Source organism: Candidatus Accumulibacter contiguus (genome assembly GCF_012940005.1).
In the GTDB taxonomy this organism is placed as follows: Bacteria; Pseudomonadota; Gammaproteobacteria; order Burkholderiales; family Rhodocyclaceae; genus Accumulibacter; species Accumulibacter contiguus.
The window spans coordinates 34031-58598 of record NZ_SPMX01000026.1; the positions used below are offsets into that span (position 1 = coordinate 34031).

Annotated in this window: 22 protein-coding genes, 2 pseudogenes and 1 riboswitch; of the genes and pseudogenes, 6 read left to right on the forward strand and 18 right to left on the reverse strand. The window is 60.8% G+C overall.

The genetic code is table 11. The features are described from left to right. Positions 1 to 223 precede the first annotated feature (223 nt). Genes E4Q08_RS10875 through E4Q08_RS10885 form a run of 3 tightly spaced genes read left to right on the forward strand, consistent with a single transcriptional unit; the run spans position 224 to position 4202 of the window. Entirely contained in the window at positions 224 to 715 is a 492-nt protein-coding gene (locus E4Q08_RS10875) for an ISAs1 family transposase (RefSeq protein WP_169070405.1), read from the forward strand. Then, complete coding sequence (locus E4Q08_RS10880) at positions 715 to 2859, forward strand: peptidase domain-containing ABC transporter (RefSeq protein WP_169070406.1); 2145 nt, start codon at positions 715 to 717, stop codon at positions 2857 to 2859. The genes E4Q08_RS10875 and E4Q08_RS10880 overlap by 1 nt, the downstream gene beginning before the upstream one ends. Beyond that, positions 2832 to 4202 carry an HlyD family type I secretion periplasmic adaptor subunit gene (locus E4Q08_RS10885; RefSeq protein ID WP_169070407.1) on the forward strand — a complete coding sequence of 457 codons (1371 nt, stop codon included), beginning with the start codon at positions 2832 to 2834 and terminating at the stop codon, positions 4200 to 4202. The genes E4Q08_RS10880 and E4Q08_RS10885 overlap by 28 nt, the downstream gene beginning before the upstream one ends. Before the next feature lie 54 nt (positions 4203 to 4256). Here the strand turns inward: E4Q08_RS10885 and E4Q08_RS10890 are convergent, their stop codons facing one another. Beyond that, positions 4257 to 6044 (reverse strand): calcium-binding protein, encoded by a 1788-nt coding sequence (locus tag E4Q08_RS10890; protein WP_169070408.1) that lies wholly within the window; start codon positions 6042 to 6044, stop codon positions 4257 to 4259. Next, positions 5926 to 7701, reverse strand: a complete 1776-nt coding sequence (locus E4Q08_RS10895; protein ID WP_169070409.1) for a M10 family metallopeptidase C-terminal domain-containing protein — start codon at positions 7699 to 7701, stop codon at positions 5926 to 5928. Before E4Q08_RS10895 ends, E4Q08_RS10890 begins: the two co-directional genes overlap by 119 nt. A gap of 73 nt (positions 7702 to 7774) precedes the next feature. Next, positions 7775 to 7862: riboswitch (cyclic di-GMP riboswitch) on the reverse strand. Positions 7863 to 7905: 43 nt separating this feature from the next. Here E4Q08_RS10895 and E4Q08_RS10900 point away from each other — a divergent pair. Next, positions 7906 to 8292 carry an EscU/YscU/HrcU family type III secretion system export apparatus switch protein gene (locus tag E4Q08_RS10900; RefSeq protein ID WP_332352162.1) on the forward strand — a complete coding sequence of 129 codons (387 nt, stop codon included), beginning with the start codon at positions 7906 to 7908 and terminating at the stop codon, positions 8290 to 8292. An 82-nt stretch (positions 8293 to 8374) separates the two neighbouring features. After that, the gene (locus E4Q08_RS10905; RefSeq protein ID WP_034908632.1) at positions 8375 to 9172 is read left to right on the forward strand and encodes a flagellar brake protein; all 798 of its coding nucleotides are present in this window, start codon (positions 8375 to 8377) and stop codon (positions 9170 to 9172) included. Between the two features lie 92 nt (positions 9173 to 9264). Here the strand turns inward: E4Q08_RS10905 and frdD are convergent, their stop codons facing one another. From frdD to gmk, 11 genes and pseudogenes are all read right to left on the reverse strand, one after another. Continuing rightward, a complete protein-coding gene (gene frdD, locus E4Q08_RS10910; RefSeq protein WP_034908635.1) occupies positions 9265 to 9636 on the reverse strand; it encodes a fumarate reductase subunit FrdD in 372 nt (123 codons plus the stop codon). Beyond that, positions 9633 to 10031 (reverse strand): fumarate reductase subunit C, encoded by a 399-nt coding sequence (locus tag E4Q08_RS10915; protein ID WP_034908637.1) that lies wholly within the window; start codon positions 10029 to 10031, stop codon positions 9633 to 9635. Before E4Q08_RS10915 ends, frdD begins: the two co-directional genes overlap by 4 nt. Beyond that, positions 10028 to 10783, reverse strand: coding sequence for a succinate dehydrogenase/fumarate reductase iron-sulfur subunit (locus E4Q08_RS10920; RefSeq protein WP_169070410.1), 756 nt, complete (start codon positions 10781 to 10783; stop codon positions 10028 to 10030). The genes E4Q08_RS10915 and E4Q08_RS10920 overlap by 4 nt, the downstream gene beginning before the upstream one ends. Then, the gene (gene frdA, locus E4Q08_RS10925) at positions 10776 to 12563 is read right to left on the reverse strand and encodes a fumarate reductase (quinol) flavoprotein subunit (RefSeq protein WP_169070411.1); all 1788 of its coding nucleotides are present in this window, start codon (positions 12561 to 12563) and stop codon (positions 10776 to 10778) included. The genes E4Q08_RS10920 and frdA overlap by 8 nt, the downstream gene beginning before the upstream one ends. A gap of 98 nt (positions 12564 to 12661) precedes the next feature. Next, on the reverse strand, positions 12662 to 13492 hold the full coding sequence (gene rquA, locus E4Q08_RS10930; RefSeq protein WP_248594837.1) for a rhodoquinone biosynthesis methyltransferase RquA: 831 nt from the start codon (positions 13490 to 13492) through the stop codon (positions 12662 to 12664). A gap of 113 nt (positions 13493 to 13605) precedes the next feature. Further along, positions 13606 to 14394, reverse strand: coding sequence for a TatD family hydrolase (locus E4Q08_RS10935; protein ID WP_169070412.1), 789 nt, complete (start codon positions 14392 to 14394; stop codon positions 13606 to 13608). Positions 14395 to 14402: 8 nt separating this feature from the next. Further along, complete coding sequence (locus tag E4Q08_RS10940; protein ID WP_169070413.1) at positions 14403 to 15197, reverse strand: enoyl-CoA hydratase/isomerase family protein; 795 nt, start codon at positions 15195 to 15197, stop codon at positions 14403 to 14405. A gap of 57 nt (positions 15198 to 15254) precedes the next feature. Next, positions 15255 to 16631: pseudogene (locus tag E4Q08_RS10945) on the reverse strand (D-amino acid dehydrogenase); the annotation flags it as partial. Beyond that, positions 16523 to 18715 (reverse strand): annotated as a pseudogene (locus E4Q08_RS10950) (RelA/SpoT family protein); the annotation flags it as partial. The pseudogenes E4Q08_RS10945 and E4Q08_RS10950, both read right to left, overlap by 109 nt. Before the next feature lie 31 nt (positions 18716 to 18746). Next, positions 18747 to 18953: a DNA-directed RNA polymerase subunit omega gene (gene rpoZ / locus E4Q08_RS10955; protein ID WP_034919311.1), complete on the reverse strand. Its 207-nt coding sequence runs from the start codon at positions 18951 to 18953 to the stop codon at positions 18747 to 18749. A gap of 20 nt (positions 18954 to 18973) precedes the next feature. Further along, positions 18974 to 19582, reverse strand: a complete 609-nt coding sequence (gmk, locus tag E4Q08_RS10960) for a guanylate kinase (RefSeq protein ID WP_034919314.1) — start codon at positions 19580 to 19582, stop codon at positions 18974 to 18976. A 224-nt stretch (positions 19583 to 19806) separates the two neighbouring features. Here gmk and E4Q08_RS10965 point away from each other — a divergent pair, with 224 nt between their 5' ends. Then, positions 19807 to 20157: a hypothetical protein gene (locus E4Q08_RS10965; RefSeq protein ID WP_034919317.1), complete on the forward strand. Its 351-nt coding sequence runs from the start codon at positions 19807 to 19809 to the stop codon at positions 20155 to 20157. 61 nt (positions 20158 to 20218) lie between these two features. Here the strand turns inward: E4Q08_RS10965 and E4Q08_RS10970 are convergent, their stop codons facing one another. The 5 genes from E4Q08_RS10970 to E4Q08_RS10990 all read right to left on the reverse strand — a co-directional run bounded on the left by E4Q08_RS10970 (position 20219) and on the right by E4Q08_RS10990 (position 24356). Continuing rightward, positions 20219 to 20458 (reverse strand): YMGG-like glycine zipper-containing protein, encoded by a 240-nt coding sequence (locus tag E4Q08_RS10970; protein ID WP_034919321.1) that lies wholly within the window; start codon positions 20456 to 20458, stop codon positions 20219 to 20221. 12 nt (positions 20459 to 20470) lie between these two features. Beyond that, positions 20471 to 20854, reverse strand: coding sequence for a hypothetical protein (locus tag E4Q08_RS10975; RefSeq protein ID WP_211203384.1), 384 nt, complete (start codon positions 20852 to 20854; stop codon positions 20471 to 20473). 76 nt (positions 20855 to 20930) lie between these two features. Continuing rightward, a complete protein-coding gene (locus E4Q08_RS10980; RefSeq protein WP_034919326.1) occupies positions 20931 to 22001 on the reverse strand; it encodes a CobW family GTP-binding protein in 1071 nt (356 codons plus the stop codon). Between the two features lie 88 nt (positions 22002 to 22089). After that, entirely contained in the window at positions 22090 to 22287 is a 198-nt protein-coding gene (locus E4Q08_RS10985; protein WP_034919332.1) for a YbdD/YjiX family protein, read from the reverse strand. Positions 22288 to 22292: 5 nt separating this feature from the next. Then, positions 22293 to 24356: a carbon starvation CstA family protein gene (locus E4Q08_RS10990; protein WP_169070416.1), complete on the reverse strand. Its 2064-nt coding sequence runs from the start codon at positions 24354 to 24356 to the stop codon at positions 22293 to 22295. Positions 24357 to 24568: the final 212 nt, after the last annotated feature.

Below are 24568 nucleotides of genomic sequence, written 5' to 3' on the forward strand. Positions count from 1 at the left end.
CAACATAGACCCACCGGCTTTAGCCGGTGGTTGTTTAGTGGCAGAATGCCTATATGATACCCACTATAGACACAATATCACCAACCAAATGGCCAAACAGCAGGGCAATCGCCTACGCAAATGTCGTAAGCAACTGACAATGCTCGCTACCTATCCTCTATGACGAAGTATTGATTTTGGAATGGCCATGGGGTCTACTTCCTCTTTTTGGGAGGGTGGCCGGATGACTCTGGTAGAAACGTTTTCGGGATTGCCGGATAGCCGTCGAGGTCCGGCGAAGCGGTACGTCTTGATGGAGATGGTAGTGATGGCTTTATGCGCGATCCTGTGTGGCGCCGACCATTGGGTGGAGGTAGCGGACTGGTGTCGGGATCGGCAACAGTGCTTGCGGGAACGATTCGGGTGGTCTCTGAAGGGAGGCACCCCGTCGCACGACCCGTTTGGCGATCTCTTTCGGGTGCTGGATGCGAAGGGATTCGAGGAGCGGTTTCGGCAGTGGATCGCGGGGGTGGTCGGCGTTGTAGACGGAGTGGCTGCTTTCGATGGGAAGACCTTGCGTGGATCGGGAAAGAAAGGAAGCAATGAGCTTCTGCACCTGGTGACGGCCTATGTGGTGGAAAATGGTAAAGTCGCCGCTGCCTCTGGCAGCATGCAAGCTTATCGACAATTCAATGACACCTTGGCCTCTGGCCTCACGTCAGCAATTTCCTGGTAATGACTGAAAAATTCTCGCACAGCGTTGTTCAGTGCCTCGCCGCGATCGCCCAGAATCAGGGGATCAGGATCAATCCTGAACGCCTGATCCACGATTTCGCCCTGGCGGATGAAGAGCCGGCAGCGCCCCTGGTGTTGCGGATGGCCGCCGACATCGGCATGAAGGCGAAGGCGGACAGGCTGACCTGGAGCAAACTCGTCGCCCAGCAAGGGGTGTTCCCCGTGCTGGCCCGCCTCAACACGGGTGCCGGCGTGATCGTGGTCGGGATCCGGCAGGAGGGAGAGAGCAAACAGGTGGCGGTCGTCGATCCCTGTGCTGGTGCGGTAGCGATCACCTTTTATTCCGAAGAGGCGTTTGGCGCGATCTGGGGCGGCGATGTCATCCTGCTCAAAAGGGCTCATTCGCTCTTCGATGCGCAACAGCCTTTCGGCCTGCGCTGGTTCATTCCGGAAATTCTGAAGCAGCGCACCGCCTTCCGGGACGTGTTCATCGCCGGCATGGCGATGAACGTCCTGGCCCTTGCCTCACCCCTGTTCTTCCAGGTAGTGATCGACAAGGTGCTGGTACACCAGAATGCATCGACCCTGATGGTGCTCACCGCCGGGGTGATCATTGCCATGCTGTTCGATGCGGCCTTCGGCTATCTGCGCCAGATACTGCTGTTGGCGGCGACCAACAAGATCGACATGCATGTGACCCGCCGGGCTTTCGGCCACCTGCTCTCCCTGTCGATCGACTTTTTCGAGCTCTCCACCGCCGGGGTGGTCACCCGCCAGATGCAGCAACTGGAAGGCATCCGCCATTTCCTCACCGGCCGTTTGCTGTTTGCCGGCATGGATGCTCTGGCCCTGGTGATCTTCCTGCCGCTGCTGTTCACCTACTCCTTCAAGCTGGCGCTGATCGTGCTGGGATTCGCTCTCATCATCGCCCTCATCATCACCATTTTGCTACCCACTTTCCGCAAACGTCTGGACCGGCTCAACAGTGCCGAAGGCGTCCGCCAGGCGCTGCTGGTGGAGACCATCCACGGCATGCGGACGGTCAAGGCCCTGGCCATCGAACCGGTGCAGCGCAAGGCCTGGGACCAGTTATCGGCGGAAGCCATCAACGCCCATTTCGCAGTCGGAAAACTGGCGATTTCCGGCAACCTGGCCACGGACTTCCTGGGCAAGCTGATGCCGGTGGTGATCGTCTTCATCGGTGCCCAGAGCATCTTCGATCAGACCATGAGCGTCGGGGTACTGATCGCCTTTCAGATGCTGTCGGGACGAGTGATCAATCCGTTGATCCAGATCGTGAGCCTGATCAACGAATATCAGCAGACGGCCGTGTCCGTGCGCATGCTGGCGGAAATCATGAACCGGCCTCCGGAAGGACGGATCGGCGCCGGCGGCCTGCGGCCCCTGCTGAAAGGACAGATCACCTTCGAGGAGGTGACCTTCCGCTACCCTGGCGCCAGCGTCAATGCACTGGACCGGACCAGCTTCACGATCCCGGCGGGCGCCGTCGTCGGTGTCGTGGGACGCAGTGGTTCAGGAAAAACCACCCTGACCAAGCTGATCCAGGGACTCTACCCGGTGCAGGAAGGCCTCGTCCGCTTTGACGGCATCGATGCCCGGGAGATCGATCTTTCTCATCTCCGCCGCCAGATCGGGGTAGTCCTGCAGGAGAATTTTCTTTTCCGCGGCAGCATTCGCGACAATCTCACCATCACCAAGCCCGATGCCAGCATCGAGGAAATCGTCGCGGCCGCCCAGGCGGCCGGGGCCGATGAATTCATCGAACGAATGCCGCAAGGATACGACACGCTGCTGGAGGAGAACGCATCGAATCTGAGTGGCGGGCAGAAACAACGCCTTTCGATTGCCCGTTCCCTGCTGGCCAAGCCCAACATCCTGATTCTCGACGAAGCCGCCAGTGCTCTCGACCCGGAGAGCGAGGCCATTTTCATCCGCAACCTGTCCCGGATCGCCGTGGGCAGGACGGTGATGATGATTTCCCACCGATTGTCCACCCTGATCAATGCCGATGTGGTTCTGGTCATGCAGAATGGCCGCTTGTCGGACTGGGGTACGCATACACAACTGCTTTCTCGCTGTCAAACCTACCAGCACCTATGGAACCAACAGACAGGCCATCTTTGATTCGCCGGCTGTGGTCCCGGCAGACGGTTGATCAGCCTGCCCTGGATTTCCTGCCCGATGCGGACGAAATCGAAAGGCGGCCACTGCCCCGCTCGGCCAGTTTCACCCTGCACCTCCTCGCTCTGGCACTGCTTGCCTTCCTCCTGCTGGCGACCTTCTCGGAAATCGACCTGGTGATCACCGCCCGGGGAAGATTGATCACCCCTCTGCCGAATATCGTCCTGCAACCGCTGGACACCGCCATCATCCAGCAGATCAATGTCAAGCCCGGGCAGATCGTGAAAAAGGGGGAGCAACTCGCCACCCTCGACCCGACCTTTACCGAAGCGGATGAAACCCAGTTGAGGACCCGCCTGGGCAGCCTCGATAATGAACGTGCCAGACTGGAAGCGGAACTGTCGGGCAAAACCGTTACCACCGACGCCATGGCCAGTGATGACAAGAAGATCCAGGGCCGCCTTGCCGACGAGCGACAGGCCAGCTATCTCGCCCAGATGCGACGACTGGATGAAAATATTGCCCGCCTCCGGGCGTCCCAGGAAACCAACCGCCGCGACCAGACCGCGATGAATTCCCGCGTCCAGGTACTCCGGGAAATGGTCGCCATGCTCGAACCCCTGGTAGCCCAGCAATACGCGGTGCGCGCCCGCCTGCTGGACGCCCAGGATCGCCTGCTCGAAGCGGAGCGAGGCGCCCAAATGGCCCGTAGTCGGGAACAGGAACTCCAGAAGGAACGTACTGGACTGGAAGCCGAACGTCTGTCCTTCCAGACCGGCTGGCGACAAAAAATCATGGAGGAACTTCTCGCCCTCTCCCGTGAGCGGGATTCGGTCAACGAGCAGTTGCAGAAGGCGGACAAACGTCACCAGTTGGTGGTCCTGACCGCACCCTCTGACGCCGTGGTGCTGGAGGTCGCCAAGCTCTCCGCCGGTTCCGTCGCCAAGGCCGCCGAAGCCTTGTTCACCCTGGTTCCCCTGGGAGAGGGCCTGGAGGCCGAGGTCCAGATCGAATCCGCGGATGTGGGTTATGTCAAACTCGGCGACCGGGTGCACATGAAGGTGGATGCCTATCCCTTCCAGTTGCACGGTGCCCTGGATGGAGAACTGCGCACGATCAGCGAAGACGCCTTCCGTCGCGAGAACGTCGCTGTTGGCGGCAGCGAGGCCTACTATTTGGGCCGTATCCGGTTGACCACGACCCAGCTCAACCGGCTTCCCAAACACGCTCGCCTGCTTCCCGGCATGACCATCAGCGCCGAGATCACGGTGGGCAAGCGCTCGGTGATTTCCTATCTGCTATGGCCGCTGATCAAGGCACTCGATGAGTCGGTCCGCGAACCGTAAAGGAGTGTTCCGGAAAAGTCCATCTTCGCAAACCCTGCGCATGCGGACCCCCATTCAGATCAGAAGAAAGTCGCCATGATCAAGTGTGGGGTGAGTTGCAAGACCCAAGACCGCGATTTCCACTGCTGCGCCCTTGCCGCTGCCATCGGCATCGTAGTACAGGGAGCCCGTGCTCGTGTTATAGACCACCCGGTCATCTGCATCGTGGCCCTTGACCGCATCGGCACCCGCCCAGAACTGCGCTTCACCCAAAGCGCCGGTCGTCTTTCCCAGTCCCTTGAATACCAGCAGGCTGAGTTGGATATGGTCTGTTCCTGACTCGAAATCGACGAGGACATCCCGGTTGTTGGCAGCGTTCGGTGCCGTGTTGAGCACGAAATGATCTTCACCATCGCCGCTGGTAAGGGTATCGTTACCCAGGCCTCCGAACAGCGTGTCGTTGCCGTTGCCAGCGAGTAGCTGGTCGGCGCCTCCTCCGCCTTCGATCCGGTCAGCAAATGCCGTTCCCGTCAGGACGTTGGCACCGGCATTGCCGATCATGGTGATCGCGTTGGCCAATGCCGACGCATCGGCATTGAGTGCTGCCGAACCCGTGCTCGAGGCCACCACGCCGGTACCCGTGCCAAGAACCACCCGCTCGATACCCGTATCGCCCGCAAACAGTGTCAGGGTACTGGCGGTGGTGGCTGCGAAACGCACTTCGTCAATACCGGAGCTACCAGTATCCGCAATCTCGGCTGCAGTATGAGCGGCGGCGAGCCCGATCAGGTAGATGTCGGAACCCTCCTCACCATCCATCAGGTCGGTACCGGCCTGGCCGTTCAGGAGATCGTTGCCGCTGCCGCCATCGATCTGGTCAGCGAAGGCCGTTCCGGTCAGGATGTTCGCACCGGCATTGCCAATCATGGTGATGGCGTTGCTCAACGGCGACGCATCGACATTGAGTGCGATCGTACCCGCACTGTTCGCCACAGCGTCGCTGCCAGTACCAATCACCAGCCGCTCGATGCCCGTGTCTCCGGCATACAGCTTAAGGGTACCGGCACTGGTGGCCGCGAAACGCACTTCATCAACCCCGGTGCTGCCGGCATCGGCGATCTCGGCCGACGAATGCTCGGCAGGTAGTCCGAACAGGTAAAGGTCGGAACCCTCACCACCATTCAGGCTGTCGACCCCGCCCAGACCATTCAGGACATTATCACCACTGTTGCCGGTGATGATGTTGGCAAGCGTATTGCCCGTTCCCATGAGATTGGCCGTCCCGGTCAGTTCGAGCTTTTCGACATTGGCTCCCAGGGTCCAGGATACCGATGCTTTTACCAGATCCTTGCCGTCCGCGGCGCTGCTTTCGGTAACGACATCGGAGACGTTATCCACCAGGTAAATGTCGTCGCCCTTTCCGCCGGCGAGCTGGTCCGTGCCAGTACCACCGTCAAGCAAGTCGTTGCCCATTCCGGCTTCCAGCGTATCGTTGCCGCCAAGACCATACAAGGAGTCATTTCCTGCCGTACCGGTAAGGACATTGACCGTATCATCGCCCTCGAGCGTCAACCCGGAACAGGGAGCGGCGCTGATCAGGTAACTGCCGGTGGACAGGGCATGGTCCTTGGCTGCCAGGTAAAAGCTTCCGCTGGCGGTCGGCGTATAAATGATCTGTGAATCGGTGGTGGACAGGCCGGCATTATCATTCTGAGTAATGACTGCCAATTTGGAGGAATACAGTTCAAGGTAGGGGTCGATACTCCCGCTGACCCGCGCCAGTTTGAAGATATAGCTGTTGTTGGCCTTCAGGGTGACCTTGAAGAGGTCGCCGTCGGACGCCTGCTCGATGACGCCGGACACGGCCGCCCCCCCCGACGGTAATCGCTCCGCGCGTATTCGTCGTCATGGGATAGTCGTCCGGAACGGCAGTGACGTCATCGTTGCGGATCGTGCCCGTAGCGCTTGTCGTACCCAGTACCAGCCCTGATGAAGGGTTGCCCAGGCTGAGGGTAAAATTCTCGTCAGACTCGACGACGGTGTCCCCGACGATGAGCACCTGGACCGTCTTCGTCGTTTCGCCGGGCTGAAAGGTGACGACACCGGAAGTGGCGCCGGTAAAGTCGGAAGAGTTGGCCGGAGATGCACCGGATCCGTCCAGAGTCCAGCCGACGGTTTGCGTGGTCCCGCTCGCTTTGCTGAGGCTGACATTGAAAACGTAGGCCGTGGATCCGCTATTGCCTTCGGCGATCGAAGCAGCGCCAGCGGCGATCGATACCTGCACGGATCCAGGATCAGGGTCAGATGACGCATCTGCCGACAACTCGCTGGCCGACTTGGTCACATTCGAGAAGACGAAGGTCTCGACATTCTTGATCAAGTCCGAACCGGAGCCGCTACTCGAGAAGGTAAAGCCCTGATTGATGGTATAAGAGAACGTATACTCCGAAAAAGCACCGGCAAACACCACCGTATCATTGCCGGCCCCGCCGTCGAGTGTATCGTTGCCCGCACCTGCCACCAGCGTGTCGTCGCCCGACCCTCCAACCAAAGAGTCTGTTCCGGGACCGCCATCGAGATAATTATTCAGGGAATTGCCGGTGATCGAGTCGGCACCGGTGCCCCCAATCGCATTTTCGATATTGCAGGTATACGCGATGGCGATGTTGTAGGTCATGCTGTTGCATGAGGAATAGGCGCCAGGCGTGAGATCGATCAGGCTCGGCGTGGACCATCCGCTCAGGTTGAGCGTATCGGTTCCAGCGGAGTCGTAAATGGTCAGGATCGGATGAAGGTTGACCGAGAAATTGTAGATTGTGGACAGGGTGCCGAAATCGGTGCTGCCAAATCCGTAGGTCGTATCATCTGTGCGGGTCGTGGTTTCGGCACCGTACATACTCTGTATGGCCATGATGTCATTGAGCATCGGCGTCTGCGGCGAATACAACTTCCCGTCCGCACCGACCCAGTCGGCCCAGGCCACCAGGCCCACCCCACTGGACGAACCCGAACCCCAATTGGGACCAAAGTAGGACATCACCGAATAGACACCACTGTCCTGATAGCTCGATGGCGTCCAGGAACCTCCACCATTGTAGTTGCCCATGTGATCCAGCCCGAAAGCATGGCCGATCTCATGCACGTAGGCCAGAAACGAATGCGCGCCCACCTCGGGGTTCATCAGGTCGGAATAGGCACGACTGAACCACACGCTGCCAGTCGTCGGGAAGTAGGCATGCGCGTATTCAACACCAGTGGTCGAAGTCCCGAATTCGATATTCGACGAACCGGACGTGACCTTGACCAGATCCGGGACGATGAGATCATCCCAGGTCTGCAGCGCAAGTGTGGCGGCAGCCTGCTGGAGGGAATTCAGTCCCTGAAATCCCGCCTGCTCCTGACTACCGTAGAGACCGCTCGATGAGGTCGGGAAGGCGTAGGTGATTGTGCTGCCGGACCAATGAGAACCGGAATCAAGCTGCGCGAGAATTTGCTGCTGTGTCCAGGATGCGAGTGCCACGCGACCAATCCTTCATGAGAGAAGGCAGCAAGGTCGAGGGCAAGCAGAAATTGAACAGCAAAAATCGCTGAATCTATGCAACCCGGCCACCCTTCCTGACGATCAGGTTAGGGCCCTCGGCTTTGCGTCCGGAGATTTCTCCCCGTTTGCCTTTGGATAAGATGTAGCGAATAATACACGTGACGGTCGTTTTGTCAATCGATTATTGAGGCAAAGACGACAAACCCTGATCGCGAAGGGTCTCGTGGCACCACAGGGAGGAACATGCCCAAAGCACCAGTCAACCCGCAGAAAAATGCCGTCGCCCTCGCCTACAGCCAGACTGACTCCGCACCACGCGTGGTGGCCAGAGGGCGGGGCTTGGTGGCCGAGCAGATCATCGCGCGCGCGCACGAGCATGGCGTTTATGTGCATGAATCAGCGGAACTGGTATCGCTGCTGATGCAGGTCGATCTCGACCAGCACATCCCGCCGCAGCTCTATCTGGCCGTAGCCGAACTGCTGGCCTGGCTCTACCGGCTCGAAAATGGCCAGGCAGCGTCGCCAGCACCCATCTTCCCGGCCACAGCTGAAGCAGCTCTGAAGCCATGAGATCGGTGTCGTCCGCGTCGTCCATTACCCCGCTTGCGGTTTTGCATTAAACTGCCCGCTCCAGCCGATTCCGGGAAGGACAATGGAAAACACGGACGTACAAGCAGAACAGGCACCGCTCCGATTCGAAATCGAACAGCCCAAAGAATACGATCAATACCTGTTGTACTCTAGAGCCGAGATTGCCGCGATCCTACGCGCTCTGATGCAGAAAAGGGCACTGGTCAGCGCCTACTTCAACAACAACCGCTCCTTCCTGCTGACTGCGGTGCTGGCGGTGGACATGGCGGCAGACACACTGGTTCTCGACTGCGGTCGCGAGAGCGGGACCAACCATCAGGCCTTGCTGGCCAAACAACTGCTGCTGACCGCTGCGATCGACAAGGTGAAGGTGCAGTTCACCCTCGGCAAACTCTCGGAGACGCAGCATGCCGGACTACCTGCCTTCAGCGCTGCGCTTCCCGACAAGCTGTTGAGACTACAGCGGCGTGAGTGTTTTCGCCTCTCGACACCGATCACCAAGCCGGTCAAATGCATCGCCATGATCAAACGTGCCGATGGCAGCACCTTCCTGCTCGAGGCATCATTGCTGGATATCAGTGGTGGCGGGATCGGGCTGATGGCACCGCCAAGTCTGGCCGCCCTGCTGCAGCGCGGCGCTGTCATGAGCGACTGCAAGGTCAGTCTGCCTGACGAGGGTCTGCTGGTCGCCAGTCTGTGCGTACGCAACAAACTGGACTTGACCACCAAGGGTGGGTCCCACTACGTTCGTGTCGGCTGCCAGTTCATTGCCTTGCCCGGTGCAAGGATGAACATGCTGCAACGCTACATCAACCGCATCGAGCGCGAGCGCAAAGCGCGGCTGAGTGGCATGGCCTAGCGAAGTGCGCGGCAGCGTACTGTGCTGCCGCGGCGGGGCCGCCCCATCCGGAGAAACTTCCGTAGCGGCCACCGCCCCCTTGCCTGAAAAGACTAGAAACCAATCCGCAGCAATGCGTACGCGGCGAGTAGCGTCCCCAGCATCGCCATCCCGTAGCAGAGCAGCTTGGCACCCGTGCCGGCGTGAATACCGACATCGTGCAGGCTGTGATAGATCCGGTGCGCGGCGTGCCACAGGAAAAGCGCGATGATCGCGAAGATGAAGCCCTTGCCGATAAAATTCTGGGCAAAAGCAAGCATGTGCGGGTAGCTCATCGTATCTGGCGGCAGGACAACGCCGAGCGGCACGGCGATGCCGGTAATGAACACCAGCATCGGACCGAGCAGCGCCGACAACATGCCGCCGGCGCCGAACAGCGCCCAGAAGATCGGCGCGTTGGAACGTTTCAGTGTCGTAGGTTTCATCGTGCCATCCCCCATACCAGACCAAGCAGGGCAGCGCTCGCCGCCGCCGCGACGGCGAGGCCGCTCCCGGTGATTGCCCAGGCCGAGAGCCGCTGGCCGCCGACGATCACCGGTGGCATGGTCCTCGGCATGATCTTGAACCAGGTGTAGGTGTGGTAGCCGATCGCCACCAGAGCCAGCAGGTGGAAGCCGATGTACCACGGGTTTTTCAGCGCCATCAGCCATTCGTTCCAGGCAGCCTCACCCTGCGACAGCCGCAGCAGGCCGAACAGCAGAATCCCTGCGTAGGCCGCCACGAAGAGGGCGGTCGCCTCGTGAATCATGTACTCGACGAAGAATGGATTCTTCTTCCACCAGCCGTCCATCGAGCGAACATAGGGTCGACGCTTGTTCACTTGGCACCTCCCTTCGGAGTAAGGAAACGCAGAAAATAATCCGCAGCACTGTTGGTCTTGTTCTGGTTGACAGCGTTCGCTGGATCGACCTGCTTCGGACACACCTCGGAGCAATAACCCACCGCCGTGCAATTGAAAACGCCCTCTTCCGAGTTGACCAGTTCCATGCGCTCCGCCTTGCCGCCGTCGCGCGAATCGACGTTGTAGCGGTGCAGCAGAGCCGTCGCTGCCGGTCCGATGAAGCTGGAGTTGAGACCGAACTGCGGACAGGCAGCGTAGCACAACAGGCAGTTGATGCACGAACTGAACTGCTCGTAGGCATTCAGTTGCTCGGGCGTCTGCAGGTATTCACCCTGCGCCAGCGTACGCGGCTCCTTCGGGATGATGTAGGGCTGGATACTTTCCAGTTTCTCGATGAAACCCTCGATGTTGACCACCAGATCGCGCTCGATCGGAAAATGCGACAGGGCTTCGACGCGCACCCGTGCCGGGTAGAAATCGCGCAGGAAGGTCTGGCACGACAGGCTCGGTTCGCCGTTGATCATCATGCCGCAGCTGCCGCAGATCGCCATCCGGCACGACCAGCGAAAACTCAGCGAACCATCGAGGTAGTCCTTGATGTACTGCACGCCCTGCAATACCGACATGTCGTCGGTGAAGGGGACTTCGAAGACCTGCTTGTGCGGTTCCTTGTCCTTTTCCGGGTGATAGCGCAGAACCTCGATTTCGATGACTTTCTGATTCTCAGACATTGGATGCCTTCCTTTCCTGCTCGGCTTTCTCGCCTGCGGCACCGTAGGCACGCGTGCCCGGTTTCGATTTGGTGATCTTGACAGGACCGTAGTCGATGCGCGGCGCGCCACCAGCGACATAGTGTGCCTGCGAGTGCTGCAGGAAGTTGATATCGTCGCGCGCTTCGAAACCGTCGAGTCGCTGATGCGCACCGCGCGACTCGCGCCGGTTGATCGCCGAATACGCCATCGCCTGGGCGACGTCAAGCTGGTAATCGAGCTCGATCGCCAGCAGCCACTCGGTGTTCCAGACGCTCGACTTGTCCTCGAGATTGACATTCTTGAAACGCGCCTTGAGTTCGTCGAGCTTGTCACAGGTTTTCTGCATCGTCTCGGCCAAGCGATAGATGCCGCAGCCGTCCTCCATCGTTTGCGCCATTTCCTTGCGCAGCGTCGCGATACGTTCGCTCCCACCGCTCTTCGTCTTCAGGCCGACAACCCGCTGCTCAACGGCCTGCGCCTGCTTGAGCAGGCTTGCCGAATTCCCCGGCACCACCGATCTGGCGAAGCGAGCGGCTTCGACGCCCGCCACCTTGCCGAAGACGAGAAGTTCGGAAAGGGAATTCGATCCCAGACGATTGGCGCCATGGATACCGACGCTCGAACATTCGCCGGCGGCATAGAGGCCCGGCAGCGGCGCGGCGCAGAGGCCGTCGACGAGGATTCCTCCCATGGTGTAGTGCACCGCCGGGCGAATCGGTATCGGCGCAAGTGCCGGATCGACGCCAAGAAACTGTTCGGCCAGTTCGCAGATCTGCGGCAGTCGCTCGCGCAGCTTGGCATGTCCCAGATGACGAAGGTCCAGATGCACCACCGAACCGTGCTTGCCTTCGATGGTGCGGCCCTTTTGTTGCTCATGCCAGAAAGCCTGGCTGAGACGGTCGCGTGGTCCGAGTTCCATGGCCTTGTTCCGTGGCGACGGCTCCGCCGGACCGAGACCGTAGTCCTGAAGGTAGCGGTAGCCATCCTTGTTCACCAGGAAGCCGCCTTCGCCGCGGCATGCCTCGGTGAATAGCAAGCCGGTTCCAGGCATGCAGGTCGGGTGATACTGGACGAATTCCATGTCGCGCAAGGGCACGCCGTGACGATAGGCGAGCGCCATGCCATCGCCGGTGACCACGCCGCCGTTGGTGTTCTCGCGGAACACGCGGCCGGCGCCGCCGGTGGCGATGATCACCGACCTGCATTCGACCAGAGTGAATTCTCCCGAAGCGATCTCGATCGCCACGACGCCCTGCACGCGCCCGTCCTCGACCACCAGATCAACGCAGAAATGTTCATCGAAGCGCTTGATCGATGGGTACTTGATCGATGTCTGGAAGAGGGTGTGCAGCATGTGAAAGCCGGTCTTGTCGGCGGCAAACCAGGTGCGCTCGATCTTCATGCCACCAAACGCGCGCACGTTGACGTGGCCGTCCGGGGTCCGGCTCCACGGGCAGCCCCAGTGCTCGAGCTGCGTCAGTTCCTCGGTGCATTGCGCCACGAAGTACTCGACCACATCCTGTTCGCACAACCAGTCGCCACCCCCAACAGTATCGTTGAAGTGATACTCGAGGCTGTCCGTCGCCTGCTTGACTCCCGCTGAGCCACCTTCTGCAGAAACCGTGTGGCTACGCATCGGATAGACCTTTGAAACCAGCGCAATCCTCAGTGCGGGATCAGATTCTGCCACAGCAATCGCTGCCCGCAGACCTGCCCCGCCGCCGCCGACGATCACCACGTCTGCCTTGTATATCTCCACGCTTTTTCCTTTCTCGCGCCGGGCATCGCCGGCGACGATCCACATTCCCAAAGCCCCGTCGGAAATGCTCGCTCCGACAGGACCAACGAATCAGCTACTCACCGGCTTGCTGATGTTTTACCTGTTTCAGCAACCTTGAGCGTCAACATCTGATACATGCCACCAAAGAAGCGTTGTTTGCCGAGTGAAACGAAGCTCCCATCTTTCGGCAACCAGGCCGTGACTTCCTCACTGAAGAGATCACGGGCAAAGGGTTCGAGCCGGTCGAGAACCGGCTTCCAGAAATAGCGCAGCGGGTTGAAGCGGCTCGGCGGAGCATAGTCTACGATGGTTAGGGTACCGCCGGGGCGGACGACCCGCAGCGCTTCGGCCAGCGTTCTTTCGCGTACGGCCTGCGGCTGCTCATGCAGCAGGAAGAACAGCAAGGCCCGGTCAAAGCTTGCGTCGGCAAAACCGAGCGCCGCCGAATCCATGCAATGCAGCTTGATCGGCGCCTGCGGGCCCAGCTTGCCAGCGAGGTTCTCCAACTGGATTGGCAGGATGTCGGCAATTTCCAGCGAACCCCCCGGCGCCACGCAGGCCGCCAGTCGCGGCGTCAGATCGCCATAGGCACAGGCGATCTGCAAGGTACGGCCCGGAAGCTGGTGTCCGTAATCATGCAGCACCGCATTACAGAGACGCTTGTAATTGCCCCAGAGAATCAGATTGACCAGCCATTGCCGCTCGAAGACATGCACTGCACGCGGATGCACATAGGCCCACCAATAATGGGCTTGTAAGTACTGAGGGATGGCAGGCAGAACCTTCTTGACCGCCACGCAGGTGGAAACGGGTGCATCGAAGTTATTTTTCATATATAAGAGAGTGCGAACATTTGCGTTCAGCAAAATGCCTTTCAAGATCGGTGAGCCTGGGCGAAGTGCCTGCATAGATCCTGCCCTAGCAGATAAGTTCCTGCATGCTGTTCCGCGGATTCGGGAATCCGCAGCCCACCTGCGCGGAAATTACGCAGCCCAAAGCCCTCAGGCCGTACCCTACCCGATCAGTCAGCCGAACGCAACCGAGGCAGCACGGCCATGGCGTTCAACGCTGTCGCCTTCGCCAGCTCACTCGCGTCGATGCCGCGCAACTCCGCCAGCACTGTGTTGATCCGCGACAACTGTGCTGGCGTGTTGCGGCCACCGGCCAGCCAGGCCGGAGGCATGTCCGGTGCATCGGTTTCGAGCACGATCGCGTCCAGGGGCAGTGCCGCCGCCAACTGGCGGATGCGCGTCGAGCCGCTGTAGGTCATTGCGCCACCGAAACCGAGTTTGAAGCCCAGCCGGAGGAACTCTTCCGCCTGTTGACGACTGCCATTGAAGGCGTGTGCGATGCCGCCGGTCACCCTGATCCGGCGCAGATTCTTGAGCACCTGATCGACCGCGCGGCGGACATGCAGGAGAACCGGCAATTCCATGTCACGGGCGATTTTCAGTTGTTCGACGAAAAAGAACTCCTGCTGCTCGATCTGCCGATCGGCAACAAAGAAGTCGAGGCCGATCTCCCCTACTGCCAGCGGCCGCTGTGGAGCATCAGAAGCTCGCACCAGCCATTCGCGCAAGGTCTTCAGATCGTCTTTGCCGGCGTGCTGCACATAAAGCGGGTGAATGCCGTATGCCGGCGAACATTCGGCGTAACGCGTGCAACAATCGTACACCTCGGCAAAGCTCGCCGCGTCGACCGCCGGCACGACGATGGCCGCCACCCCGGACAGCTGCGCCGCCTCCAGCAGCTCGTCCCGGTCGGCCGCGAATTCAGCCGCTGCGAGGTGGCAATGGGTGTCAATCAGCATGCATGGTACTAGCCCAGGCCGTAGGATGCCTTGCGACGCTCGAAGAAAGCGGCTAGCCCCTCGTTGAAGTCGGGATCGGCGCCGCAGGCGGCAAAAGCACGCTGCTCGGCCTGCAATTGCGCCTCCAGCGCAGTACCCAGCGACTGGTTGAGCAAGGCCTTGGTGCGTGCCAGCGCCGCAGCCGGCCCCATGGCCAGGCGCTGCGCCAGCATCGCCGCCTCGACCGACAATTGCGCCCAGGGCACGACACGGTTGACCAGGCCCAGTTCCCTCGCCCGCGTGGCGTCGAAGCGGTCGCCCAGCAGGGCAATCTCCATCGCCTGCTTGAGGCCGACCTGCCGCGGCAGGGACCAGGTCGCGCCGCCATCCGGGGACAGGGCGATATTGCTGTAAGCCAGCGTGAAGTAGGCGTTATCGGCGGCCAGCACCAGATCGCAGGCCATCATCAGCGACATCCCGAAGCCGGCAACAGCGCCGTGCACGGCAGCGATTGCCGGCTTGCCCATGCCCTTGAGGGTGAGGATCGAAGCATGCGCGACGGCAATCAGTTCCTCGAAGCAACGTTGCCGCTCATGCGGCGACAAGGCGAGCTGGTCACGAAACCATTTCAGGTCACCACCAGCCATGAAGTGATCGCCAGCGCCGCGCAGTATGACGACGCGCACCTCCGGATCGAAAGCGGCGCGCGCGCTCAACGCGCGCAACTCGTCGATCATCGCCAGATTGAGCGCGTTCAGCGACCCCGGCCGGTTAAGGGTCAAGGTGGCGACGTGCTCGCTGAACTCGTAGATCACGGTACTCATGGGGTCTCCTGTGCGCGGTATGTGTGGCGCGGTATGGTGCGATTCGCGTTCGCGGACTCAATGGAAGCAAAAGCCTGGTTCGGGCAGGAAGCGAAAACCCGGCTCGGGCGAACGGCCGCTGACGATATCGGCGAGCGCGGCGCCGGAACCGCAGGCCATCGTCCAGCCGAGCGTACCGTGACCGGTGTTGAGATACAGGTTGGGAATTGCCGAGCGGCCGATCAGCGGCACATTGGACGGTGTCGCCGGACGCAGACCACACCAGAACCGGGCTTCGTCGGCCGGTCGCAAAGCCGGGAAAAGCTCGCCGGCCCTCTTGGTCAGGGCCTGGCAGCGCACTACGTTGAGGTCGGTATTGTAACCATTGAATTCAGCCGTACCGGCAATGCGCAGGCTTTGACCAAGACGCGAAAAGACAATCTTGTGGCCATCGTCGGTGATGCTGACACTCGGTGCGATGCTATCTGCTGACAGCGGCACGGTGGCCGAATAACCCTTCGCCGGGTAAACCGGCAGATGCAGGCCGAGGGGACGCAGCAACAAGGGCGTATAGCTGCCGAGCGCAGCGACATAGACATCGGCCTGGTGCAACTCGCCGGCGGCGATCACTCCGGCCACCCGACCAGCCACCACACTCAGCCGGTCAACCGCGACTCCGTAACGAAAGACCACGCCGCGTGCCGCACACAGGGCAGCAAGCTGCTGCGTGAAGCGGTGGGCATCGCCGGATTCGTCGGCAGCCGTATAATCGCCGCCGACCAGCAGCGGCCTCGCCGACGCCAGCGCCGGCTCGATGGCGATGCACTCGTCGACGCTCACGGTGCGTCGCTCACAGCCAAATTCACGCATCACCGCAGCGGCTTCGATGGCGCTGGCAAACTCGCGGCGGTCGGTATAGATGTGCAGGATGCCACGTTCGAGATGATCGTAGGCCAGTGCGGTTTCAGCACGCAGCGCCTGTAACTGGCGACGGCTGTAGAGGGCAAGAGTGACGATCTGGCGAATATTGTCGCGCGTTCGCCGCGCCGTGCATTCGCACAGAAAGCGCAGACTCCAGTCAAGCAGAGCGGCATCGCAACGCAGACGGAAAAGCAGCGGCGCATCCTCGCGCCGCATCCAGGCCAGGGCACGCAATGGAGCGTGCGGGTTCGACCACGGTTCGGCGTGTGAAACCGAAATCTGGCCACCATTGGCGAAGCTGGTTTCCAGCCCGGCAGCGGACTGACGATCCAGCACCGTCACCTGGTGTCCTGCCTTGGCCAGATACCAGGCGCTGGTGACTCCGACGACACCGGCACCCAAAACGACAAGCTTCATGCAGTCAATCCCTGATCGCGCGTGATGCGCACCACCTCGGGAATGCGCCGCAGACTGCGCATCAGGCGCGCCAGAGAAGTACGACTGGCCACCTGCACCGTAAAATGCAGTGTCGTATACAGTCCGGGACGCTTGTCTTCCATGTTGACATGCTCGATGTTGGTGCCGGAAGTCGATATCTCGGTGGCGATCCGCCCCAGGGCGCCAAGAGTATTCTGCACCACGATCAGCAGGCGCACGCTGAACAGCTTGCCGGGCTCCGGTTCCCACTCGACATCGATCCACTTCATCGGTTTGGCATTACGCGCCTTGCGAATGGCGGGGCAATCATGCGTGTGGATCACCAGACCCTTGCCCTTCCAGATCGAGCCGATGATCGGGTCACCGGGAATCGGCTGGCAACAGGGCGCGAACTGAACAGCCATGCCTTCGGTGCCGCGAATCACCAGCGAAGCGGGCGGCCGGTCAACCGGCTGCGGCGTTTCCTCGCGCGCCAACAGGCGGCGAGCGACGACACCGGCGAGGCGAAAACCCAGACCGATGTCGGTGTACACCTCCTTGATCAGTTTGTTTCCTGAATCGCGCAGCACGTTCTTCCAACTGGAAACCGGCAGCTCTGAGGCGACCACGCCCAGCGCCCGCAACTCCTGATTGAGCATCTTTTCACCGAGCGCGGTCGACTCGTCATGGTGGACGCTCTTCAGGTAATGGCGGATCTTGCTGCGCGCCCGGCCGGTCTTGACCGACGTCAGCCAGGCCACGTCCGGATGCGCGTCGGCGGCGGTGACGATCTCGACCCGATCGCCGTTGGTCAGTTCGGTCATCAGCGACAGCATTTTGAAATTGATCTGCGCGGCAACACAGTGGTTCCCGATATCCGTGTGCACCGCATACGCCAGGTCAACCGCCGTGGCGCCGCGTGGCAAGGCGATGATCTTGCCTTTGGGCGTAAACACGTAGATCTCGTGCGGAAACAGATCGACCTTGACGTGCTCGAAAAACTCCGAAGTATCTCCGGTCGCGCTCTGCAGGTCGAGCAGCGAGTGAAACCAGGTGGTCGTTTTCTGCTGCAGATCGGCACCGAAGTCCTCGCTATCCTTGTACAGCCAGTGCGAGGCAATACCTTCCTGCGCCACGTTCTCCATCGCTTCAGTGCGAATCTGCACCTCGAACGGGGTGCCATGCGGACCAATCAGCGTGGTGTGCAGGGACTGGTAGCCATTGGGCTTGGGAATGGCAATATAGTCCTTGAACTTTCCCGGCACCGGCTTGAACAGCCCGTGCAGCGCACCGAGGGCGAGGTAGGCGGTGGGCACATCGCGTACCAGCACGCGGAAACCGTAGACGTCGAGCACTTGCGAGAATGACAAATGCTTGTCGAGCATCTTGCGATAGATCGAATACAGGCTCTTCTCGCGACCGAAAACCTGCCCCTGTACGCCGGCCTCGCGCAGCTTGCCGGTGATCCCTTCGAGAATTCGCGACAACAGCTCGCGCCGGTTACCACGCGCCGCCTTGAGCGCGCGCGCCAGAACGCGTGCGCGCATCGGATAGATGAGCTGGAAAGAGAGATCCTGCAACTCGCGGAAAAGCTTGTTGAGACCGAGCCGGTTGGCAATCGGTGCGTAAATCTCGAGCGTCTCGCGAGCGATGCGGCGGCGTTTGTCGGCACGTACCGCCGCCATCGTCTGCAGATTGTGATGACGATCGGCGAGCTTGATCAGCACCACGCGCAAATCGCGCGCCATGGCCATCAGCATCTTGCGGAAATTCTCCGCCTGCGCCTCTTCTTGAGACTGAAACTCGATCTTGTCGAGCTTCGACAGGCCATCGACGAGATCAGCGACCGGTTTGCCGAAACGCTCGGCAATTTCGCTCTTGCCAACCGACGTATCCTCCATCACGTCGTGCAAGAGCGCTGCAACCACTCCCTCGACATCCATTTGCCATTCAGCGATGGCGCCCGCCACCGCCAGCGGATGGGTGATGTAGGGTTCACCCGACAAGCGCTTCTGCCCACGATGCGCGTGCTCGCTGAACAGATACGCTTCTCGTACGCGCTCGATCTCTTCCGGCGGAAGATAGCTCAGGCTGTCGATGAAGACATGGAATGCCGGATCGTCCTCGGGAAGTGCCGACTCAGAAGTGTTTCCAGCCACTGGCGATGCAGCGGACAGGCTGGCTGCAACCACGGGATCCATGATCTCGTCCTGCGCCACCGCGGGATTGCGGTCAGGCCTGACCGCGGTTGAGAACTTCCAGGCCGACCCTGCCGACAGCGATTTCACGCAGCGCAATCACCGTCGGCTTGTCCCGACCGGCGTCGACCAGCGGTGAAGCGCCGGCAGTGATCTGACGGGCACGGTAAGTAGCCGCCAGGGTCATCTGAAAGCGGTTCGGAATACGATATAGACAGTCGTCTACGGTCACTCGTGCCATGCAAATATCTCCCTGGATAATCAGCGCATTGTTGCGAACAGGATGGAATGTCGCTGACGCTGGGCGGAGTAACGAAGCCGCGTCGCGCGAACCACTGCCAATAGATCGTGCAGCGCACGCTGCAACTCGTCATTGATAATAACATAGTCGAATTCCACCATATGCCGCATCTCTTCGCGTGCCGCGGCGACGCGGCGAGCGATCGTTTCGGCAGTATCCGTCGCGCGCGCGCAAAGCCGGTGCTCAAGCTCGGCGAGTGACGGTGGCAGAAGGAACACGCTGATGGCTGTCGGGAACAGTTCCCGCACCTGCTGCGCGCCTTGCCAGTCGATCTCGAGGAGCACGTCCTGACCGGCAAGCAAGGCGGCTTCGATGCCGCTTCTTGATGTACCATAGTAGTTGCCATGTACCTCCGCCCATTCGAGGAAATCACCCTTGCGAACCTTCTCGAGAAAATCCGGCACACCAACGAAATGGTACTCGACACCATCTCGCTCACCCAATCGCGGTGCGCGCGTGCAGTGAGAAATGGACACGCGAATGTCCGAATCGTTCGCCAACAACAACCGCACCAGCGTCGTCTTGCCTGCGCCGGAAGGCGCCGTGAGAATGTAGAGATCTCCAATCATGTTTTCGGCCAGTGTGTGCAAGTCACAATTGTACCCGCGCCCCCGGCGCTGTCGACAGGCGACGCCAGCATCAGCGCTGCCACGCGTGCAGGCGCTGCTGCCGAAGCTGTGGCCGAATGACCGAACGGCAGGGGCACGCTCCTGGCGATCATGGGCATGGACGAGCCCGCCGATACCGACGAAAATTACGGCTTTGCGATGACCACCCGGCGAGGAGCAAGCGAATGTCCCGATCGAAATGGATGCAGACCAGCGCGGTACTGTTGGCCGTGCAATCGCTGGCCGGTGCTGCCGTGCCGCTCAAGATCGTCGGTTTTGACGACATGTCGTGCCGTACCTGGTCGGCATCGAAGGACGATGCCGACCAACGTGCGCTCTATGTCGCCTGGGTGCGCGGCGTTCTCACCGGTCACAACTACGCCAATCAGAGCCAACAGGTATCGGTCATCTCCAGCGGCACGGTCGAGCAGTACGTGAATCGCTACTGCACTGAAAAACCACTCGGCCTGTTCAGTGATGCGGCATTGCGTCTGACTGACCAGTTCTCGGGCCGCAACATGGCGATCACCAAGTAAGCGTAGACCTGGCTCCTCGGCAGTGCGCTGCCCGGAGCTTTGCGGCAGGCCAGACGCCGGCTCAGTAGCCCCGCTGCTCCTGCTGCTGTTTGCCCTTGATATTGCCGACCGTTCCGCCAATCACCCCGCCAACTGCTGCGCCGGTCCAACCGCTGCCACCGGAGATTGCCGCAATACCGGCCCCCGCAGCGGCGCCAATCGCCGCACCGCTGATCGTTCCCTGCTCGCGCGAACTCATGTTGGTGCACCCCGTCGCGGCCAGCGCCGCCGCAAGTGCCACAGCCAATGCAGTTTTTTCCATCTCGCTTCTCCCTTACTTGGTCTTGGGTAGTGCGGGCACCACCATTTCGAACCAGATGGTCTCGACCACCGGGCGCTGCAAGCGCTCGGGGTGCGCCGCGTACCATTGGTTCAGCGCTTCCAGCACACTACCCAGAGTCTGCTCCTTCATCCCTCTGGCGACACGTGGCGAAAAACCGCCCTCGACAACCAGTGGATTGTCTGCGTTATATGCTGCCTCGACCTGAACCATATTGGCCAAGCCGACTAGGTAAGCCTTCTTCACGTCTTCGGAGGACTTGATCCAGAGCGTGCCATCGACCAGCGGCACCTCGACTGCGCCAACAGCACCACAAGTCATCGCCATTGTCACGCACGCGGCAAAGCGAAATTTACGGAAACCAGATCCAATCGTCATTTCTTCTGCTCCAGGACAAGGAGTTTGCAGGCTACCACGCCGCGATGATCATTTGCAGTGGAATTTTCTGCGTGGGCTACTGCTCTGCCTTGCCAGGATGGCCTTTAGCCGCCTCGGCAGCGTTCAGAAACAGGTCGCGTAACCGCGCTTCCGGCAGGCGTTTGCCGATCAGCACGATTCTCGACGTGCGCATCTCCCTGCTCCCCCAGACTTCACCGTAATCGAAGCCGGCGACGCGCTGGACTCCCTGAAAAATCAGCTTCCGGTCCTCGCCAGGGATTGCCAGGATGCCCTTGTAGCGCAGCAGATCGTCGCCCAGTTGGTCGATCAGCGACTGCACGAAAGTGCCGATTCTTTCGAGATCGACTTCCCCGGCTTCGAGCAGGAAAGACGAGATTTCGTCATCATGCGCGGCCGGGCGGCGAGACCATCGGACGGCAGCCGGAACCGCCTGCGTCGGCAGCGGCATGAAACGGACAGGGGAAGGGCTGGCGCCGTCGGCCAGCAGCGAGGCATCGAGATGAAAGCCGCCAATGCCGAGCAGCGAACCCGGCGTGGCGCGACCGTGCTGCAGCGCCTGCTGCGGTGCTCGCGGGTTGATGCGGCGCAGGCGCTCCGACAGATCGGCAATTGCCTGCGGATCGACGAGGTCGCACTTGGCGAGCAGCAGGCGATCGGCGAAACCGACCTGGCGCTGGACGACGGGGTGTTGATCGAGCTGTTGCCAGGCGTGCAGCGCATCGACGACGACGACGATGCCGTCGAGCAGGAAGTCGGCGCGCAGTTCGGACGCGGCAAAGAAGGTCTGCGCGACGGCGCCGGGGTCGGCCAGCCCGGTCGTTTCGATGAGGATCCAGTCGAAGGACAGTTCGCCCGCGGCGCGTTGTGCGGCGAGGTCCTGCAGACCACGCACCAGGTCGGCGTTGACCGTACAGCAGACGCAGCCGTTGCTCAGCTCGACGATGGCACCGCGCTGGCGCGAGATGAGCTGGCTGTCGATGTTGACGGCGCCGAACTCGTTTTCGACGACGGCAAAGCGCACGCCGTCGGCGCGATTGAGCAATTCATTGAGAACGGTGGTCTTGCCGGCACCGAGAAAACCGGATAGCAGGGTGACGGGCAGTGCTGCGGCGATGGGCTGATTCATGGACCTTGGACAAGAAGAAGCGAAAGAGAAGGGCCTCGACCGGCGCTCCTCGTCTTCGCAGAACAATGCTGCGGGCCGCACCGGCGGCTCAGCAGCAGCCGCCGGAACGGCCGGCTCCGTAGCGCGCTTCCTGACGATTGCGGAAGAAGTCGGTTTCATTCATCACCGGCAGTTCGGGATGCGTCGCGCGCATGTGGGCGACATAGGTTTCGTAATCGGGCAGGCCGACCATCAATCTGGCTGCCTGCCCGAGATACTTGCCGAACCGGGAAAGGTCGTTGAACAAGGGGTTCAGGCCTTGGCGGTCGGCATTGCCTGGTAGGGCATTTCGCTCGTCGTGACCTTCTGGTCACGCATTGCCTTCAGACAGGCGATGATCGTGTAGAACAGCATGCTGACCACGACGAAGATGAAAAAGGTCGCCAGCACCGCGTCGAGGTGGTTGTTGAAGACGATCTGCTGCATCTGCTCAACGCTCTTCGCCGGCGCGAGGATCTCCCCCCTGTCGAGCGCAGCCTGGAACTTGTCGGCGAGTGCCAGGAAACCGATCTTGGGATTGGCGTGGAAGACTTTCTCCCAACCGGCGGTCAGCGTGCACACCAATAGCCAGCACGCCGGAACGATCGTCACCCAGGCGTACTTCTGCCGCTTCATCTTGAACAGGACCACCGTGCACAGCATCAGCGCCACACCGGCCAGCATCTGGTTGGAAATGCCGAACAGCGGCCACAGGCTGTTGATGCCGCCGAGCGGATCGACCACCCCCTGGTAGAGGATGTAGCCCCAGGCGGCGACGCAAAGGCCGGTAGCGGTCAGGTTGGCCGGCCAGGAGTTGGTCTGTTTGAAGGACGGCACGAAGGTACCCAAGAGATCCTGCAGCATGAATCGTCCGGCGCGCGTCCCGGCGTCGCAGGCGGTGAGGATGAACAGCGCCTCGAAGAGGATCGCGAAGTGATACCAGAAGGCCATCATCGTCTGCCCGCCGAAGACCTGCGAGAAGATCTGGGCCATTCCCACGGCCAGCGTCGGTGCGCCACCGGCTCGCGACAGGATGCTGTTCTCGCCAACGTCCCTGGCGGTCTGCACCAGCACTTCCGGGGTGATCACGAAACCCCACTGCGAAATCACCTGGGCAGCGCCTTCGACGGTCTTGCCGATGACTGCGGGTGGGCTGTTCATCGCGAAGTAGACGCCCGGATCGATGACCGAAGCGGCGACGATCGCCATGATCGCCACGAAGGATTCCATCAGCATGCCGCCGTATCCGATCATGCGCGCGTTCTTCTCGTTGTCGAGCAGTTTCGGTGTCGTTCCCGACGAGATCAGCGCATGGAAGCCCGAAACCGCACCGCAGGCAATGGTGATGAAGATGAACGGGAACAGGCTTCCCGACCACGCTGGACCGGTGCCGTCGACGAACTGGGTGACGGCCGGCATGCGCAGGTTCGGTGCGACATAGACCATGCACAGCGCCAGACCGACGATGGTGCCGATCTTCAGGAAGGTCGACAGGTAGTCGCGCGGCGCGAGCAGCAGCCAGACCGGCAACACCGAAGCGACGAAGCCATAGATGATCAGCATCCAGGTCAGTTGTTTGCCGTTGAAGGTGAACAGCGGAGCCCAGGTGGCGCTCTCCGCCACCTGCCCGCCGACGATGATCGCCGCGATCAGCAGCACGAAACCGACGATCGAGATCTCGCCAACACGTCCGGGACGGATGAAGCGGTTATAGACGCCCATGAACATGGCGATCGGGATCGTCGCGGCGACGGTGAAGGTTCCCCACGGGCTTTCGGCGAGCGCCTTGACGACAATCAGCGCGAGTACTGCGAGGATGATCACCATGATCATGAAGGTACCGAACAGGGCAATGATTCCGGGGACGAAACCCAGTTCGGACTTGATCAGATCGCCGAGCGAGCGGCCGTCACGGCGTGTCGACACGAACAGCACCATGAAATCCTGCACCGCGCCGGCGAGGACGACGCCGACGATGATCCACAGCGTTCCCGGCAGGTAGCCCATCTGCGCCGCCAGTACCGGGCCGACCAGCGGACCGGCGCCGGCGATTGCCGCGAAGTGATGGCCGAACAGGATGTACTTGTTGGTGGGAACGTAGTCGAGACCGTCGTTGTGGCGAACAGCCGGTGTCGCCCGTGTCGGGTCGAGTTGCATGACCCTGTCGGCGATGAACAGGCTGTAATAGCGGTAGGCGACGAGATAGATGGAGACCGCGGCGGTGACTATCCACAAGGCGTTGATGGTTTCGCCCCGCGATAGCGCCACGATGCCGAGGGAGAATACCCCGACCGCCGTCAGGAGCCACCAGATGGCATGTTTGGAAACGATGTTCACGATTCCTCCAGGAGTGAGTTGCGTCATGGCGGCCTGCCACGGCTTCTCGCAAAGTCGCTGTGGCCGTCTCGGGAAACCGGTCGTCGAAGCCTGAGAATGGCCCATTGACCAGGCACTGGCAGGAGGTGAAACCTTGGCATGGCGACTCCTGACGTGGTGCGCCACGAAATCTAGCTCCGATCAAGGCCGCACGGCGTGTTATCTGGCGAGCG